The organism is Klebsiella sp. SYXHC3 (assembly GCF_057196925.1).
In genome coordinates this window covers 37520-53863 of sequence record NZ_JBXUNG010000002.1, presented here as the reverse complement: position 1 = coordinate 53863, position 16344 = coordinate 37520, and the positions used below count along the sequence as shown (strand labels likewise).

Sequence of the window (16344 nt, the reverse complement as noted above, 5' to 3'; positions counted from 1 at the left end):
CATTTAATCTTGGGTTAATCCGTTATTTTACCCTTTTCCACGGTGAACATCTTCGAATTTTTGTCCGACATGTCCATTACGTGTTCAGCGCTGATTGCGCTGACGAAAACCTGCGATTGCGTGGCTTTTAAGCGGCTGGCAAGCAGCCCGCGCCGGGCATCGTCAAGCTCCGAGGCAAAATCATCTATCAGGTACAGGCAGCGCCGCCCGCTTTCGCGGGTCAGGAACTCGCCCTGCGCCAGTCGTAGGGCGCACATCAGCAGCTTAAGCTGCCCGCGCGACAAAGTATCTTCCACCGGCGCCCCATCGGCGCGAATGCGAAAATCCGCTTTATGCGGACCGTGGGCGGTGTAGGTTAACATTCTGTCGCGTTCGAAATTCCGCTCCAGCACCTCGGCGTAGTCCGTTTCTTTTTCCCAGCCGCGCTGGAAAGAGAAGGTGAGGGTGAATTCCGGTAAAAATTGCTGACAGGTATCCGCCATGTCTTCGACAATAGCGGCGCTGTATTCGGCACGCCAGCGGCTGATTTGTTCCGCCAGCGGGATTAATTCCAGGTCCCACGGCCGCAGTTGCGCATAGCGGCTCACCTGGCGCAGCGCGGCGTTGCGCTGTTTCAGCAGGCGCTTCAGGTTGCTCCAGGCGGTGAAGAATCCGGCTTCGTTATGAAAGCATCCCCAATCAAGGAACGCTCTTCTGTATTTGGGGCCGCCGTTGAGTAAAGTAAACCCCTCCGGCGTGATCAGCTGCATCGGCATCAGGTGCGCCAGTTCCGCCACCTTGTGGCCATCGGTGCCGTCGATACGCACTTTGCTGTCGCCCTGTTTGTCTTTGGTCAGGCCGATGGCGGTTTCCCGCTCTTCGCCCTGTAAACGCCCGTGCAGGACAAACGAATCCTGCTCGTGACGAATTACCCGGCCAATTTGCAAACTGCGAAACGCCCTGCCATGGCCGAGCGTATAGATAGCTTCCAGCACGCTGGTTTTGCCGCTGCCGTTTGCGCCAACCAGGAAGTTAAAGCTGGGGGATAAAGCGAGATCCGCATTTTCGATATTGCGGAAATCTTTGATAAGGAGTCGGGATAGCGACATATCAGCTCGTCATCATTCAAGGGGCGTGGGTGTCGCAGCCAGTTCGTCTACCGCCAGCGCGCAGAAAGCGGAGCGTACACGAAGTACGTGAGCATTTGCTCGCTCCGCTCGTCCTTCGGACCGTCTTACAGACGTCCAAAACGCATAGCGTTTTGTCGAGCACTGCCGGAAGGCGAAATGGCAAGTAAACCAGCCCCTTTGCAGATTCTACAATCTCATAGGCATGACAACATAGGCGGCGGACTGTGAAGCCGCATCCTCAATCTGCACGCTCGATACGGAATCCGTCAGCAGAATGCGCACATTCTCGCACTTCAGCGCATTGAGCACATCCAGCACGTAGCTAACGTTAAAGCCGATTTCCATCTCGCTGCCCGAATAAGTGACGTCGAGAATCTCTTCCGCCTCTTCCTGCTCCGGGTTGTTAGCGGTGATTTTCAGCTGGTTTTCGCTGACGTACAACCGCACGCCGCGGAATTTCTCGTTCGACAGAATTGCCGCGCGGGCAAAGGCCTGCTTGAGAATGTCGCAGCCGGCATCAAGGTGTTTATCCGGGTTTTTCGGCAATACGCGGCGATAGTCCGGGAAACGGCCATCAACCAGCTTCGAGGTGAAGATAAAATCGCCGACGTGAGCGCGGATATTATTACTGCCGATCTGCACGCGCAGCGGCGTATCGCCGCCATCGAGCATACGCATCAGCTCAATTACCCCTTTACGCGGCACGATCACCGAATGGTTCGGCAGCGACTCTTCCAAAGGCATTGAACAAACCGCCAGACGGTGGCCATCGGTGGCGACGGTGCGCAGTTCGCTACCTTCGGTTTCAAACAGCATGCCGTTTAAGTAGTAACGGACATCCTGGTGCGCCATCGAAAACTGGGTGGCTTCAATCAGGCGCTTCATCGTCGCCTGCGGCAGGGTAAATTCCACTTCGCTCTGCCAGTCGTCGAGATTCGGGAAATCGGCGGCAGGCAGGGTCGACAGCGAGAAGCGGCTGCGGCCGGAGCGCACCAGCATACGGTCGCCTTCAAGCTGCACGGCGATCTCCGCGCCTTCAGGCAGGCCGCGGCAGATATCAAAGAATTTACGCGCCGGAACGGTGGTGGCGCCCGCTTCGTGCGGCTGAATCAGCGACACGCGCGCGACCATTTCCATTTCCAGATCGGTACCGGTTAGCGACAGCGTGCCGTCCGCGACCTGAAGCAGCAGGTTACCGAGAATTGGCAGTGTCGGACGACCACCTAACGGACCGCTCACCTGTTGCAGCGGTTTTAATAAATGTTCACGTTCTACGGTAAATTTCATAGCGTCACGAGGATAATGTTCTGATTAAATTGGAAAAATCTTCTTTAATATCGTGGCTTTCTTCACGCAACTGCTCAATCTTACGGCAGGCGTGCAGCACGGTGGTATGGTCGCGGCCGCCAAACGCATCGCCGATTTCCGGCAGGCTGTGGTTGGTCAGCTCTTTGGCCAGCGCCATCGCCATCTGGCGTGGGCGCGCCACCGAACGGGAGCGGCGTTTGGACAGCAGGTCCGCTACCTTAATCTTGTAATACTCCGCCACCGTCTTTTGAATATTGTCGATGGTGACTAATTTTTCCTGCAGCGCCAGTAAATCGCGCAGCGCTTCGCGCACGAAATCGATGGTGATCGCCCGGCCGGTAAAGTTGGCGTTAGCAATGACGCGGTTCAGCGCCCCTTCCAGCTCACGCACGTTCGAACGCAGACGCTTAGCGATAAAGAACGCGACTTCACCCGGCAGGCGGATGTCGTTCTCATCGGCTTTCTTCATCAGGATCGCAACGCGGGTTTCCAGTTCAGGCGGCTCGATCGCCACCGTCAGGCCCCAGCCAAAGCGCGATTTCAGACGATCTTCAACGCCGTTGATCTCTTTTGGATAACGATCCGAAGTGAGGATGATCTGCTGATTACCTTCCAGCAAGGCATTGAAGGTATGGAAGAACTCTTCCTGCGAACGCTCTTTATTGGCGAAGAACTGAATATCATCGATCAGCAGGGCGTCAACGGAGCGGTAATAGCGTTTAAATTCTTCGATGGCGTTGTTTTGCAGGGCTTTAACCATGTCCTGCACGAAACGCTCGGAGTGCATATAAACCACTTTAGCATTTGGCTTACGCGCCACAATGCCGTTGCCGACGGCGTGCAACAGGTGGGTTTTACCCAGACCGGTGCCGCCATAAAGGAACAGCGGGTTATACGCGCCGCCCGGGTTATCGGCCACCTGACGCGCCGCCGCGCGTGCCAGCTGGTTAGATTTACCTTCGACGAAGTTATCAAACGTATGCTTGACGTTGACGTTGGAACGGTAGGTGGGCTCTGCCGGCGCCGGAACGTTATCCCAGCCCTGACGGGCGACAGCCGGCGCGACGCGCGCGGTTTGCACCTGAGCGGCCGGGATCGCCGTGGCGACGTTGGCCGTCCCCTGGTGGGACGGCGCCGCAGGCTTCGCGCCCACTTCAAAGCGCAGCTGTGGGGCGTCCGCACCACAAAAGTCATTGAGGAGCCCATTGATATTATTGAGGTATTTGTCCCTTACCCAATCGAGCACAAAACGGTTTGGCGCATACAGTGCCAGCGTGTTATCGCTCAGTTCCGCCTGCAATGGGCGGATCCACATGCTGAATTCTGTGGCTGGTAACTCATCCTGCAATCGGGCAAGACACTGCTGCCAAAGCGAAAGTGACACGGCGGACTCCACTCGAACATAAAATCGATATAAAAGAAAAACTGAAACAATCGTGATTGTTGGCACACGTCGCAAGACCCTGCATTAGCCGAAAAAGCCCCTGCGCAAAAGGGGTGACGTGCGAACCGCTATTTGCGGTTTTACCCGGGACGGATCCGTGGATCGCGATCGGGACCGGGGATCATAGCCTAAACTGAGAAAGAGATCTTGTGTTTCTCAACAGATTCTTCCCGATTTATCCACAGGAGGATCGAAACCGGGTAAGTGTAATCGATCCTGGCGAGAGTGCGGCACGATTTCGCCCGCATATTGGAAAAATTAATGAGCTATGCCGGTTTTGAACAGAATTGATCTAACAAAGATCCTTTACGATCCTTGCGCTTTACCCGCCAGGCCGTATAATCCCCCACCCGGCGCGTAACGCCCGTTTTCGCAACTCGTCTCAGCTTATTTTTTGTGCGGCAAGGTGCGAGAAATAAGGAAAGAGAATTGACTCCGGAGTGTACAATTATTACAATCCGGCCTCTTTAATCACCCACGCTGAGGCGTAAGTCGTTCGAAGTTCGTTCGGGTCTACGCAAAAGTCAGTGAATTTATTCAAGTTTAGGTAGAAATCGCCATGAAACGCACTTTTCAACCGTCTGTACTGAAGCGCAACCGTTCTCACGGCTTCCGTGCTCGTATGGCTAATAAAAATGGTCGTCAGGTTCTGGCACGTCGTCGTGCTAAAGGCCGCGCTCGTCTGACCGTTTCCAAGTAATAAAGCTAACCCTGCGTGGTTAAGCTAGCATTTCCCAGGGAGTTACGTTTGTTAACTCCCAGTCATTTCACTTTCGTCTTCCAGCAGCCACAACGGGCTGGCACGCCGCAAATCACCATCCTCGGCCGCCTGAATTCGCTGGGGCATCCCCGCATCGGTCTTACCGTCGCCAAGAAAAACGTTAAGCGCGCGCATGAACGCAATCGGATTAAACGTCTGACGCGTGAAAGCTTCCGTTTACGTCAACATGAACTCCCGCCAATGGATTTCGTGGTGGTGGCAAAGAAAGGGGTTGCCGACCTCGATAACCGTGCTCTCTCGGAAGCGTTGGAAAAATTATGGCGCCGCCATTGTCGCCTGGCTCGCGGGTCCTGATAGGCCTTATCAGGGTCTATCAGCGCCTGATTAGTCCGCTACTCGGGCCGCACTGTCGTTTCACGCCAACCTGTTCTCAATACGGAATTGAGGCATTGCGCAGGTTTGGAGTGATAAAAGGCAGTTGGTTGACGGTGAAACGCGTATTAAAATGCCACCCTTTACACCCTGGTGGTGACGACCCCGTCCCGCCTGGACCATTTGATACCAGAGAACACTAACGATGGATTCGCAACGCAATCTTCTTATCATCGCTTTGTTGTTCGTGTCTTTCATGATCTGGCAAGCCTGGGAGCAGGACAAAAATCCGCAAACCCAGCAGCAGACCACGCAGACTACGACCACAGCAGCGGGTAGCGCCGCAGACCAGGGCGTACCGGCCAGTGGCCAGGGGAAACTGATTACGGTTAAAACTGATGTGCTTGATCTGACCATCAACACCAGCGGTGGTGATGTTGAGCAAGCGCTGCTTCCGGCTTACCCGAAAGCGCTGAAATCTACTGAACCGTTCCAGTTACTGGAAACCACGCCACAGTTTATCTATCAGGCACAGAGCGGCTTAACTGGTCGTGACGGCCCGGATAACCCGGCTAACGGCCCGCGTCCGCTGTATAACGCTGATAAAGATGCGTATGTACTGGCTGACGGCCAGAACGAAATCGTTATTCCGCTGACCTACACCGACAAAGCGGGCAACGTCTTCACCAAAACCTTCACCCTGAAACGCGGTGATTATGCGGTGAACGTTGGCTACAACGTGAAAAACGTCGGCGAAAAACCGCTGGAGATCTCCTCCTTCGGTCAGCTGAAGCAAACAGCAGCGCTGCCATCGAGCCGCGATACGCAAACCGGCGGTCTGTCTACCATGCACACATTCCGTGGCGCGGCGTACTCCACTGCTGATTCGAAATACGAAAAATATAAATTCGATACTATCGTCGATAACGAAAACCTGAACGTCAGCACCAAAGACGGTTGGGTGGCGATGTTGCAGCAGTACTTCACCACCGCGTGGGTTCCGCATAACAACGGCACCAACAACTTCTATACCGCTAACCTCGGTAATGGCGTTGTCGCTATCGGCTATAAATCACAGCCGGTACTGGTGCAGCCAGGTCAAACCGACAAGCTGGAAAGCGTGCTGTGGGTCGGCCCGGCTCTGCAGGATAAAATGGCTGCCGTCGCGCCGCACCTGGATCTGACCGTCGACTACGGCTGGCTGTGGTTCATCTCCCAACCGCTGTTTAAGCTGCTGAAATTCATCCACGGCTTCCTCGGCAACTGGGGCTTCTCGATTATCGTCATCACCTTTATCGTTCGTGGCATCATGTACCCGCTGACTAAAGCGCAGTACACCTCCATGGCGAAGATGCGTATGCTGCAGCCGAAGATTCAGGCTATGCGCGAGCGTCTGGGCGACGATAAACAACGTCAAAGCCAGGAAATGATGGCGCTGTATAAAGCAGAAAAAGTTAACCCGCTGGGTGGCTGCTTCCCGCTGATTATTCAGATGCCAATCTTCCTTGCGCTGTACTACATGCTGAGCGCCTCGGTTGAACTGCGTCATGCGCCGTTTATCCTGTGGATCCATGACCTGTCCGCGCAAGACCCGTACTACATCCTGCCGATCATCATGGGCGCGACCATGTTCTTCATCCAGAAGATGTCGCCGACCACCGTGACCGACCCGATGCAGCAGAAGATCATGACCTTTATGCCGGTCATCTTCACGGTGTTCTTCCTGTGGTTCCCGTCTGGTCTGGTGGTGTACTACATCGTCAGCAACCTGGTAACCATTATTCAGCAGCAGCTGATTTACCGTGGTCTGGAGAAGCGTGGCCTGCATAGCCGCGAGAAGAAAAAATCCTGATTCGGTGTAGGCCGGATAAGGCGAAGCCGCCATCCGGCAATGCGCGCCGGGTTGCCTGATGGCGCTAACGCTTATCAGGCCTACAATCAAAAGGCGGTCTAATGACCGCCTTTTTTTATTGCGATTTGAAGAGACATATCATGAGCCATAACGACACTATCGTCGCCCAGGCAACCCCACCGGGACGCGGGGGTGTGGGCATCCTGCGTATCTCCGGCCTTAAGGCGCGCGACGTCGCGCAGGCGGTACTCGGCAAGCTGCCGAAGCCGCGCTATGCCGACTATCTGCCGTTCAAAGACGCCGACGGTACGCCGCTGGATCAGGGGATTGCGCTGTGGTTCCCGGGACCCAACTCCTTTACCGGCGAAGATGTCCTCGAACTACAGGGCCACGGCGGCCCGGTCATTCTGGATCTGCTGCTCAAACGTATTCTGACGTTGCCCGGCGTTCGCATCGCCAATCCGGGCGAGTTTTCCGAGCGCGCGTTCCTCAACGACAAGCTCGACCTGGCGCAGGCAGAGGCCATCGCCGACCTTATCGACGCCAGCTCAGAGCAGGCGGCCCGTTCGGCGTTGAACTCCTTGCAAGGGGCCTTCTCCGCGCGTGTGAACCATCTTGTGGAAGCGCTCACTCACCTGCGCATCTACGTGGAAGCGGCGATTGATTTCCCGGATGAAGAAATTGATTTCCTCTCCGATGGTAAAATTGAAGCCCAACTGAACGACGTGATCGCCGATCTCGATGCCGTCCGCGCCGAAGCCCGTCAGGGCAGCCTGCTGCGTGAAGGGATGAAAGTGGTGATCGCCGGACGGCCAAACGCTGGTAAATCAAGCCTGCTCAACGCGCTGGCCGGACGCGAAGCGGCGATCGTCACCGATATCGCCGGCACCACCCGCGACGTACTGCGCGAACATATTCACATCGACGGTATGCCGCTGCATATCATCGATACCGCAGGCCTGCGTGACGCCAGTGATGAAGTGGAGCGAATCGGCATTGAACGCGCCTGGCAGGAAATTGAACAGGCGGATCGGGTGCTGTTTATGGTCGACGGTACCACCACCAGCGCCGTTGACCCGGCGGAGATCTGGCCGGACTTTATCGAGCGCCTGCCCGCTAAGCTGCCGATTACCGTGGTGCGTAATAAAGCCGACGTCACCGGCGAAGCGCTGGGGCTCAGCGAAGTAAATGGCCACTCACTAATCCGCCTGTCGGCACGTACCGGTGAAGGGGTCGAGGTGCTGCGCAACCACCTTAAGCAGAGCATGGGCTTCGATACCAACATGGAAGGCGGCTTCCTCGCCCGTCGTCGCCACCTGCAAGCGCTGGAAACGGCTGCGGACCATCTGCAGCAGGGCAAAGCGCAGTTGCTGGGCGCCTGGGCCGGGGAGCTGCTGGCGGAAGAACTGCGTCTGTCGCAACAGGCATTAAGCGAAATCACCGGCGAATTTACCTCTGACGACCTGCTGGGCCGCATCTTCTCCAGTTTCTGTATTGGTAAGTAAGCCTTACTGGTAAGCATCTACTAACCCGCCATAACCATCTGTTATGGCGGGTTTTTTATTTGATTGCCTTAATCACATCAACTCTGTGAAGCAATCAACTGTTTTTCCTTTCAGGAAAAGAGTGTTGTCCAAATGGCAACTCGTACTCCCTGGCGTTAGCCACTATGCTGTACGCCATTCTTATTGCGAGGGTCCTATGGCACGCTTTCTTATCTGCAGTTTCGCATTGGTACTGCTCTATCCATCCGGCATTGATATGTATCTGGTCGGTCTACCGCGCATCGCCCAGGATCTTGGCGCCAGCGAGGCGCAACTGCATATCGCCTTTTCGGTCTATTTAGCCGGCATGGCTACCGCGATGCTTTTTGCCGGGCGAGCGGCGGATAAATCCGGGCGTAAACCGGTCGCGATTTTCGGCGCCATCACCTTCATACTGGCCTCGTTGTTGTGCTCGCAGGCGCATAACAGCACGCATTTCCTGATCGGCCGCTTTATCCAGGGGATCGGCGCGGGAAGCTGCTACGTCGTCGCTTTTGCCGTTCTGCGCGATACGCTGGACGAGCGCCGCCGCGCCAAGGTACTGTCGCTGCTTAATGGCATTACCTGCATTATTCCCGTCCTCGCGCCGGTACTTGGTCATCTGATCATGTTGAAATATCCGTGGCAGAGCCTGTTCTACACCATGACAGGCATGGGGGTGATGGTAGGGTTATTGTCGGTGGTTATGCTGCGCGAGACGCGCCCGACAACGCATCCGCAGGCAGGCGCACAGCATAATGCCACTGCTGAATCGCTGCTAAACCGGTTTTTCCTTAGCCGCATAGTCATTACGACTCTTAGCGTCACCGCAATTCTGACCTACGTGAACGTCTCTCCGGTGCTGATGATGGAAGAGATGGGTTTCGACCGCGGAACTTATTCAATGGCGATGGCGCTGATGGCGATGGTCAGCATGGCCGTGTCGTTCTCCACGCCGTTCGCCCTGACGCTGTTTAAACCACGCACCCTGATGCTGACCTCGCAGACGTTGTTCCTTATCGCTGGCGTGGTATTGAGCCTCGCCGCCAGCCAGCCCATCACCATGCTGGGATTAGGCATGATCTGCGCGGGTTTCTCGGTTGGCTTTGGCGTCGCGATGAGCCAGGCGTTGGGGCCTTTCACGCTGCGGGCGGGCGTCGCCAGCTCCGCCCTCGGCATCGCCCAGGTCTGTGGTTCTTCACTGTGGATTTGGCTGGCGGCTATCATCGGGCTTAGCGCCATGAATATGCTGATCGGGATACTCATTGCCTGTAGCATAGTCAGTATTGTTCTGATACTGGTCGTCTCACCGGCGCGCGCGACGCAAGATAATGAAGAAATCCCTGTCGAGTCTCGATCTTAACTTATTGCTATGTCTGCAGCTTCTGACCCAGGAGCGCAGCGTCACCCGCACGGCGAAACGGATGAACGTTTCGCCGTCGGCGGTGAGTAAATCATTGGCCAAGCTACGTGCCTGGTTTGACGATCCGCTGTTTGTTAAAACCCCGCTAGGGCTGGCGCCAACGCCGTTAATGAGCAGCATGGAGCAGGATCTTGCCGACTGGATGCAGATGGGCAATCAGATCCTCGATAAACCGCACCACACCATGCCAAGCGGCCTGAAGTTCGAGCTGGCGGCAGAATCACCGCTACTGATGATCCTGCTCAACACCCTCTCCCAGCAAATTTATCAACGTTATCCACAAGCGCTGATCCGTTTACGCAACTGGGATTACGACTCGCTGGATGCCATCATTCGCGGTGAGGTTGATGTCGGTTTTTGCGGCAAGGAAACCCATCCGCGTTCGCGCGAACAGCTGAGCCTGCTGCCGTGGTATATCGATTTTGATGTCCTGTTTAGCGACCTGCCGCAGGTGTGGCTGCGCGCCGATCATCCGGCGCTCAATGAAGAGTGGAACCTGGCGGCTTTCCTGCGCTATCCGCACATCAATATCTGCTGGGAACAAAGCGATACCTGGGCGCTGGATGATGTGCTGCATGACCTGGGCCACAAACGGACCGTTGCCCTGACCCTACCCGGCTTTGAGCAGTCGCTGTTTATGGCGGCACAGCCGAATCACACCATGATAGCCACCGCGCCGCGCTATTGTCAGCACTATAATCAGCAGCATCATCTGCCGCTGGTATCGCGCCCGCTGCCGCTGGAGCCGCAGCTACTGGAAAAAATGCGCGTGCCGTTCACCCTGCTGTGGCATAAGCGTAATAGCTATAATCCAAAGATCGTATGGCTCAGAGAAACCCTTAAACAGCTCTATTCCAATACGCTGTAGGGAAATTGCCCATCATCCTCACGTTGTTGCGCAAGAAATTGTAAAAGTCAGACATTATCCCTTCTCAAGGAAGAATTTCCGCATTAAAACCTGCTCATTGTGAGCGATAATATCATTCACAATTTTTATCTCTGACCATTAATCACGGAGCGACGAATGGCAACGCATTTTGCAAGAGGGATACTCAACACCAGGGAGCCGCTATCGACGCGTTTGTCGGCGGCATGTCATCAATCCGCACGTAACCTACCCGAATACCGACAGAGCCGCTATCGCGCCTCGCGTTCGCTGCTCGCAGAACTGCTTTTCATGCTTTATGGTATCGGCGAGCTGCCGGAAATCATCAGCGAACCCAATGGACGGCCCGTATTTCGCGATCCCCACCTTCCCCGCTTTTCCATCTCTTATGCCGGGAATATCGTCGGCGTAGCGCTGACGACCGAAGGTGACTGCGGTCTCGATATGGAACTGCAGCATGCCTCGCGTGGCGTCCATCCGCTACATGCCGCCGATCGCTATGTCTTCAATAGCAATGAGAATTTATGGATTAACATCCAGCACGATCCGGATGAAGCCCGCGCCCAACTGGTGGCGCTGCGCCGCAGCGTGCTGAAGCTCACCGGTGAAGCCCCCGTGCGAGTACAGCTGCTGCCGGGGTCTGGTCGCCTGCGTACCGCTGGCACCCAATCGATTGAAGCCATCTGTGATGCTGAAACGTTGCTGGTGTGGTCAATCGCCGTCACCCCGAATATCGGGCCGCTGAAGGTCTGGGAATTTGATAGTAAAGAGGGCTGGCGCTGCCTGCCTGATGCGCAAACGCGCGCCAAAGAGACTGACGCGCGCCTGATGCGCTTTACCAGCTTACCGGTAGAAAAAGTATTCTCCCTCAACTGACCGGTTTAGCCGGCCATCATGATGCAAAGGAGCACTCATGTCTGATACGTTGAAAGTTGTTACGTTACTCGGAAGTCTACGCAAAGGTTCTTTTAATGCCATGGTTGCGCGCACGCTGCCGGGCATTGCGCCTGCGGGCATGGAAATCTCCGCGCTGCCGTCAATCGGCGATATCCCGCTGTACGATGCCGATATCCAACAGGAAGAGGGATTCCCGCAGAGCGTGCAGGCGATCGCGAAACAAATCCGCGAAGCGGACGGCGTGGTGATCGTTACCCCGGAATATAACTATTCGGTACCCGGCGGCCTGAAGAACGCCATCGACTGGCTCTCGCGTCTGCCGGAACAGCCGCTGGCCGGTAAGCCGGTGCTGATCCAGACCAGCTCCATGGGCGCCATCGGCGGGGCCCGCTGCCAGTATCATCTACGCCAGATTCTGGTCTTCCTCGATGCGATGGTCATGAACAAGCCGGAATTTATGGGCGGTGTGATTCAGAACAAAGTCGATCCGCAGGCGGGTGAAGTGGTCGATCAGAGCACACTGGACCATCTGCGCGGCCAGTTGACCGCCTTTGGCGATTATATTGAGCGGGTTAAAGCATAAAAAAAGCCCGGCTGCGATGCCGGGCCTGTTCATCATGCGTGCGGATCAGTGCGCATCGATAAAGACAATTTTCAGCACGAACAGCAGCGAAACGATGATCACGCACGGGCTGAGTTCACGCAGACGGCCGGTACCAATCTTCATCACGCAGTAGGAAATAAAGCCCAGGGCGATACCTTCGGTGATCGAGAAGCTGAACGGCATCATCACCGCGGTGATAAACGCCGGTACCGCTTCCGTCAGGTCATCCCACTTCACGCGCGCCAGGCTTGAGGTCATCAGCACGCCAACGTAAATCAGCGCCCCAGCGGCGGCATAGGCCGGAACCATCCCCGCCAGCGGCGACAGGAAGATGACCAGCAGGAACAGGATACCTACGACAACGGCGGTCAGGCCAGTACGCCCGCCAACCGAAACGCCGGAGGAGGATTCGATATAGGCCGTAACCGAAGAGGTGCCAATAAAGGAGCCGGCAACAGACGACACGCTATCGACGAACAACGCCTGCTTCATGCGTGGGAATTTACCCTGCGCATCTGCCAGCCCGGCTTTATCGGTGACGCCAATCAGGGTGCCGGAGGAGTCGAACAGGTTAACCAGCATGAACGAGAAGATCACGCCCGCCAGGCCAAGGTTCAGCGAACCGGCCAGATCGACCTGACCCACAACCGAGGTTACGCTCGGCGGCGCGGAGACGATGCCGGTATAGTGCACATCGCCGAGCATCCAGCCCAACAGGGTGGTGACGACGATGGAGACCAGCACGGCGGCATGAATATTACGCGATGCCAGGATAGCGATAATAAAGAATCCGAGCACGCCCAGCAGCACGCTGTGGGAAGTCAGGTTGCCGATGCTGACCAACGTGTCCTGGTTCGCCACGATAACGCCGGCGTTCTTCAGGCCCATCATGCCGATAAACAGCCCGATACCGCTGGTGATACCCACGCGCAGGCTCACCGGGATATTGGCAATCATCCAGTAGCGTACGCGGAAGAGGGTCAGCAGCAGCAGGCCAACGGCGCCCCAGAAAATCGCGCCCATACCCACCTGCCACGGCAGGCCCATCGCCTGAACTACCACGAAGGCAAAGAAGGCATTCAGACCCATCGCTGGCGCCAGCGCCACCGGCAGATTCGCGAACAGACCCATCAGAATGCTGCCGAAGGCCGCGATCAGACAGGTGGTCACAAAGACAGCGCTGGTATCCATACCCGCCACGCCAAGAATTTGTGGGTTCACGAAGACGATGTAGACCATCGTCAGGAACGTGGTGAAACCGGCGATCGCTTCAGTGCGCACCGTGGTGCCGTGCTCGCGCAGTTTAAATACGCGCTCCAGCAGACCCTGGCCAGAAGACTGGCTGGTTGGTTGTTGACTCATTATCGGTTTCCGAACGTAAAGGAGGGAAAATTCGAGGCTATCCTATACCAAATTACGGCACCAGGCGCGGTTGTATGGTAATTTTTTTCATTTATTTTGCTTATACGGCAACGATTGCGTCGCGGCATTGAGCATTACGAAAACGTTAAACTTGTTAAACTGGAAAGAGTATGACCCAACCACAAGCAGTATTTTTCGATTGTGACGGCACGCTGGTCGATAGCGAGGTGATTTGCTCACGCGCCTATGTTCACATGTTTCAGGAATTCGGTATTACGCTGGATTTAGCCGAAATTTTTAAGCGCTTCAAGGGCGTTAAGCTGTACGAGATTATCGACACCATCAACGCTGAATATGGCGTTAACCTGCAGAAAGAGACTCTGGAGCCGGTGTATCGCGCCGAAGTCGCCCGTCTGTTCGATAGCGAGCTGGAGGTCATCCCCGGCGCCGCTGCGCTGCTGGACGCGGTGAAGATCCCCATGTGCGTGGTGTCGAATGGCCCGGTCAGTAAAATGCAGCATTCGCTCGGTAGAACGCAGATGCTGCACCACTTCCCAGACCGGCTGTACAGCGGTTACGACATTCAGCGCTGGAAACCCGACCCGGCGCTGATGTTCCATGCGGCAGAGGCCATGCAGGTACAAGTCGAAAACTGTATTCTGGTCGATGATTCCAGCGCGGGAGCCCAATCAGGAATTGCCGCGGGTATGGAAGTATTTTACTTCTGCGCCGACCCGCACAACCAACCGATCGATCATCCGAAAGTAACGACCTTTACCGATTTAGCTGAGCTGCCGGCATTGTGGAGAGCGCGTGGCTGGGATATTACTCGTTAAGACCCGACGTCACTACGCTCGGTCGGGCTACGGTTGTTCACAACGGTAGCCCCGCTGGCCAGCGGCTTTTTAGTGTTGCAATTCCGCCGCAGCCGCTTTATCCGCAATAATCACCAACGAAGGGTGCAACTTGAGTACAGAGGCCGGCACCAGTTCGCTGACCGGGCCTTCCACCACCTGCTTTAGCGCTTGCGCCTTTGCCGCGCCGCTGACAATCAGCAGCAGGTTTTTTGCCGCCATCACGCTTTTCGGCCCCATGGTGACATAGCTATCCGGCACCACATTGAAATCGCCCCCCATTTCGCCGTTCGCGACAATGCCAATCAGCTCCCCCTGAATCGGTACTTCGACCGTCTCATCATGAAAACGTGTAGTGTTCGGCAGGTTGCCGCAAAAATGGCCGTCGGCGCCCAGCCCCAGCACGACCAGGTCAAGACCGCCGGCCTCTTCGAGGCGGCGATCGTGTTGAGCCGCGTTCTCCAGCGTCAATTTATGGATGTTCTCTTCTTTGATTTGCGCTGGAGTGAAAAACAGCTGGCGCAGGTTGGAAATCGTCACTCCTTCACGCTGCTGGCCGCGAAAAGGTATCTCATCAAAGTTGTAATAGTGAACCCGATCATAGAATGATTTCCCTTTGATGGCGGCGGTCAAATGCTCATACATGCGCTTCGGCGTACTCCCCGCAGTCACCGCCAGATTCATCCGTCGCGGCACCGTGATATAGCCTAAAAGATGATGGCAGGCGACCAGGCTCATCTCTTCATAATCTTCCGTAACAATCAATTTCATCTCATCTTCCTTTACTGGTTGAGACAGGGGGCGCCATGCCCCCTGACGGTTATTTAAAGAGCTTTTGCACAAACTCGGCATAGGCCGGACGCCAGACGTCCATTTCATGATTCAGGCCAGGATAAGAGTGGTAATCAAATTTGATCTTCTGCTTTTCCAGTTCGCTTTTCAGGCCGGCAATATCTTTGCCAGTGACGGAGTCTTTTTCGCCAACCACCAGCGTAAAGTTACGCAGTTGCTTATTGATGGCGTCAGGGTTATTCAGCTGCGCCTCCACGCCAGCATCGGGAACCGTGGTTGTCGTAACCCCGCTAAAGGTGGCAAGCCACCCGAAGCTCTCAAGATGGTTCATCCCGGACACCAGCGCCTGGTAACCGCCCTGCGACAGCCCTGCCAGCGCCCGGCCGTCGGCATCTTTACGCACGTTAAATCGGGAATCGATCAGCGGAATGATGTCGTGCATCAATTCGTTGTCTGCGGCTTTCGCATTGAGTGGATAAAAATTTTTACGCCGCTCCTGCGGCGGGAAGTTTTCCGCGATCGCTTGTGGAATATCGGTTTCGGTATCCGGCACCACCACCAGCATCGGCTTGATTTTGCCCTCCGCCAGCAGGTTATCCATCATTTGCGGAATGCGTCCCTGATCGATGGCCGACAGGCCGCTATCGCCAAAACCGTGGTAGAAATAGAGCACCGGCAACGGTTCGCCGCTGCCGTTATAGCCCGGCGGCGTCCAGACGTAGACGCGGCGTTCTGACTTAAGCGCCGTCGAATGGTAGGTGACGGTACGCAGATCGCCGTGCGGGACTGCCCGATCGTCAAGAATGCTGCCGGGCACCAGGATCAGGCTGGTATTCACCTGACGCTGCGGCTTCTGATAACGGCTGCCGGTATCGACAGAACGAAAACCGTCCACGTCGAAATAGTACTCATAAAGATTGGCGGCCAGGCGATCGCTCTTCCACGTCCATACGCCCTGGGTATCTTTGGTCATGTCATGAGAGACAAAGGTATCCGGCGTCGACCCCGTGACGACGGAAACACGCCTGGCATCGGGGGCAAATAACCGGAAAGTCACACTGTTATCCGTATTCACCTGAGTAATATATTGGCTGACAGGAATGGCGGCATCAGGCATCGTCGGCAGCGGCGCGGCGTGTGCCGTAAATGTGGCGCCAGCCAGCGCCAGGGTGAAGTAGATTGCATGTCGTTTCATCT

General features: G+C 55.8%; 16 protein-coding genes and 1 pseudogene. 11 read left to right on the top strand and 6 right to left on the bottom strand.

Annotation, left to right across the window (positions count from 1 at the left end; translation table 11 throughout):
* Positions 1 to 14: 14 nt before the first annotated feature.
* The 3 genes from recF to dnaA all read right to left on the bottom strand — a co-directional run bounded on the left by recF (position 15) and on the right by dnaA (position 3801).
* Entirely contained in the window at positions 15 to 1088 is a 1074-nt protein-coding gene (gene recF, locus AC2CGP_RS07255) for a DNA replication/repair protein RecF (protein WP_015369033.1), read from the bottom strand.
* Between the two features lie 207 nt (positions 1089 to 1295).
* The gene (gene dnaN / locus AC2CGP_RS07250) at positions 1296 to 2396 is read right to left on the bottom strand and encodes a DNA polymerase III subunit beta (RefSeq protein WP_015369032.1); all 1101 of its coding nucleotides are present in this window, start codon (positions 2394 to 2396) and stop codon (positions 1296 to 1298) included.
* Between the two features lie 4 nt (positions 2397 to 2400).
* On the bottom strand, positions 2401 to 3801 hold the full coding sequence (dnaA, locus tag AC2CGP_RS07245; RefSeq protein WP_015703901.1) for a chromosomal replication initiator protein DnaA: 1401 nt from the start codon (positions 3799 to 3801) through the stop codon (positions 2401 to 2403).
* A gap of 351 nt (positions 3802 to 4152) precedes the next feature.
* Between dnaA and AC2CGP_RS07240 the strand changes: the two are divergent.
* The 10 genes and pseudogenes from AC2CGP_RS07240 to AC2CGP_RS07195 all read left to right on the top strand — a co-directional run.
* A pseudogene (locus AC2CGP_RS07240) lies at positions 4153 to 4203 on the top strand (hypothetical protein); the annotation flags it as partial.
* 217 nt (positions 4204 to 4420) lie between these two features.
* Positions 4421 to 4561 (top strand): 50S ribosomal protein L34, encoded by a 141-nt coding sequence (gene rpmH / locus AC2CGP_RS07235; protein WP_015369029.1) that lies wholly within the window; start codon positions 4421 to 4423, stop codon positions 4559 to 4561.
* A 15-nt stretch (positions 4562 to 4576) separates the two neighbouring features.
* Positions 4577 to 4936 (top strand): ribonuclease P protein component, encoded by a 360-nt coding sequence (rnpA, locus tag AC2CGP_RS07230; RefSeq protein ID WP_015703902.1) that lies wholly within the window; start codon positions 4577 to 4579, stop codon positions 4934 to 4936.
* Complete coding sequence (gene yidD / locus AC2CGP_RS07225; protein WP_015703903.1) at positions 4900 to 5157, top strand: membrane protein insertion efficiency factor YidD; 258 nt, start codon at positions 4900 to 4902, stop codon at positions 5155 to 5157. The genes rnpA and yidD overlap by 37 nt, the downstream gene beginning before the upstream one ends.
* A gap of 2 nt (positions 5158 to 5159) precedes the next feature.
* Positions 5160 to 6806: a membrane protein insertase YidC gene (yidC, locus tag AC2CGP_RS07220; RefSeq protein WP_015369027.1), complete on the top strand. Its 1647-nt coding sequence runs from the start codon at positions 5160 to 5162 to the stop codon at positions 6804 to 6806.
* Positions 6807 to 6946: 140 nt separating this feature from the next.
* A complete protein-coding gene (gene mnmE / locus AC2CGP_RS07215; RefSeq protein WP_015703904.1) occupies positions 6947 to 8311 on the top strand; it encodes a tRNA uridine-5-carboxymethylaminomethyl(34) synthesis GTPase MnmE in 1365 nt (454 codons plus the stop codon).
* Positions 8312 to 8507: 196 nt separating this feature from the next.
* Positions 8508 to 9692, top strand: a complete 1185-nt coding sequence (locus AC2CGP_RS07210) for an MFS transporter (RefSeq protein ID WP_047052990.1) — start codon at positions 8508 to 8510, stop codon at positions 9690 to 9692.
* Entirely contained in the window at positions 9661 to 10620 is a 960-nt protein-coding gene (gene yidZ, locus AC2CGP_RS07205) for an HTH-type transcriptional regulator YidZ (protein ID WP_020077619.1), read from the top strand. The genes AC2CGP_RS07210 and yidZ overlap by 32 nt, the downstream gene beginning before the upstream one ends.
* A gap of 309 nt (positions 10621 to 10929) precedes the next feature.
* Positions 10930 to 11514: a 4'-phosphopantetheinyl transferase family protein gene (locus AC2CGP_RS07200; protein WP_161798780.1), complete on the top strand. Its 585-nt coding sequence runs from the start codon at positions 10930 to 10932 to the stop codon at positions 11512 to 11514.
* Positions 11515 to 11551: 37 nt separating this feature from the next.
* Positions 11552 to 12118 (top strand): NADPH-dependent FMN reductase, encoded by a 567-nt coding sequence (locus AC2CGP_RS07195; RefSeq protein ID WP_020077618.1) that lies wholly within the window; start codon positions 11552 to 11554, stop codon positions 12116 to 12118.
* Positions 12119 to 12163: 45 nt separating this feature from the next.
* Here the strand turns inward: AC2CGP_RS07195 and AC2CGP_RS07190 are convergent, their stop codons facing one another.
* Entirely contained in the window at positions 12164 to 13501 is a 1338-nt protein-coding gene (locus AC2CGP_RS07190) for an NCS2 family permease (RefSeq protein ID WP_015369021.1), read from the bottom strand.
* A 170-nt stretch (positions 13502 to 13671) separates the two neighbouring features.
* On the opposite strand from AC2CGP_RS07190, the gene yieH reads away from it, so the two are divergent.
* On the top strand, positions 13672 to 14337 hold the full coding sequence (gene yieH / locus AC2CGP_RS07185) for a 6-phosphogluconate phosphatase (protein WP_032713001.1): 666 nt from the start codon (positions 13672 to 13674) through the stop codon (positions 14335 to 14337).
* Between the two features lie 69 nt (positions 14338 to 14406).
* Here the strand turns inward: yieH and AC2CGP_RS07180 are convergent, their stop codons facing one another.
* Together AC2CGP_RS07180 and AC2CGP_RS07175 are read right to left on the bottom strand one after the other, a co-directional pair.
* A complete protein-coding gene (locus tag AC2CGP_RS07180) occupies positions 14407 to 15126 on the bottom strand; it encodes a glucosamine-6-phosphate deaminase (protein ID WP_047058295.1) in 720 nt (239 codons plus the stop codon).
* A gap of 49 nt (positions 15127 to 15175) precedes the next feature.
* Positions 15176 to 16342 carry an alpha/beta hydrolase-fold protein gene (locus tag AC2CGP_RS07175; RefSeq protein ID WP_045367086.1) on the bottom strand — a complete coding sequence of 389 codons (1167 nt, stop codon included), beginning with the start codon at positions 16340 to 16342 and terminating at the stop codon, positions 15176 to 15178.
* Positions 16343 to 16344 lie beyond the last annotated feature (2 nt).

Bases quoted from the DNA above. Each gene is read 5' to 3' on its own strand.
- dnaN (WP_015369032.1), bottom strand. From the start codon at position 2,396: ATGAAATTTACCGTAGAACGTGAACATTTATTAAAACCGCTGCAACAG.
- mnmE (WP_015703904.1), top strand. From the start codon at position 6,947: ATGAGCCATAACGACACTATCGTCGCCCAGGCAACCCCACCGGGACGC.
- rpmH (WP_015369029.1), top strand. From the start codon at position 4,421: ATGAAACGCACTTTTCAACCGTCTGTACTGAAGCGCAACCGTTCTCAC.
- yidD (WP_015703903.1), top strand. From the start codon at position 4,900: ATGGCGCCGCCATTGTCGCCTGGCTCGCGGGTCCTGATAGGCCTTATC.
- AC2CGP_RS07210 (WP_047052990.1), top strand. From the start codon at position 8,508: ATGGCACGCTTTCTTATCTGCAGTTTCGCATTGGTACTGCTCTATCCA.
- yidC (WP_015369027.1), top strand. From the start codon at position 5,160: ATGGATTCGCAACGCAATCTTCTTATCATCGCTTTGTTGTTCGTGTCT.
- recF (WP_015369033.1), bottom strand. From the start codon at position 1,088: ATGTCGCTATCCCGACTCCTTATCAAAGATTTCCGCAATATCGAAAAT.
- AC2CGP_RS07180 (WP_047058295.1), bottom strand. From the start codon at position 15,126: ATGAAATTGATTGTTACGGAAGATTATGAAGAGATGAGCCTGGTCGCC.
- yidZ (WP_020077619.1), top strand. From the start codon at position 9,661: ATGAAGAAATCCCTGTCGAGTCTCGATCTTAACTTATTGCTATGTCTG.
- AC2CGP_RS07200 (WP_161798780.1), top strand. From the start codon at position 10,930: ATGCTTTATGGTATCGGCGAGCTGCCGGAAATCATCAGCGAACCCAAT.
- yieH (WP_032713001.1), top strand. From the start codon at position 13,672: ATGACCCAACCACAAGCAGTATTTTTCGATTGTGACGGCACGCTGGTC.
- AC2CGP_RS07175 (WP_045367086.1), bottom strand. From the start codon at position 16,342: ATGAAACGACATGCAATCTACTTCACCCTGGCGCTGGCTGGCGCCACA.
- AC2CGP_RS07195 (WP_020077618.1), top strand. From the start codon at position 11,552: ATGTCTGATACGTTGAAAGTTGTTACGTTACTCGGAAGTCTACGCAAA.
- AC2CGP_RS07190 (WP_015369021.1), bottom strand. From the start codon at position 13,501: ATGAGTCAACAACCAACCAGCCAGTCTTCTGGCCAGGGTCTGCTGGAG.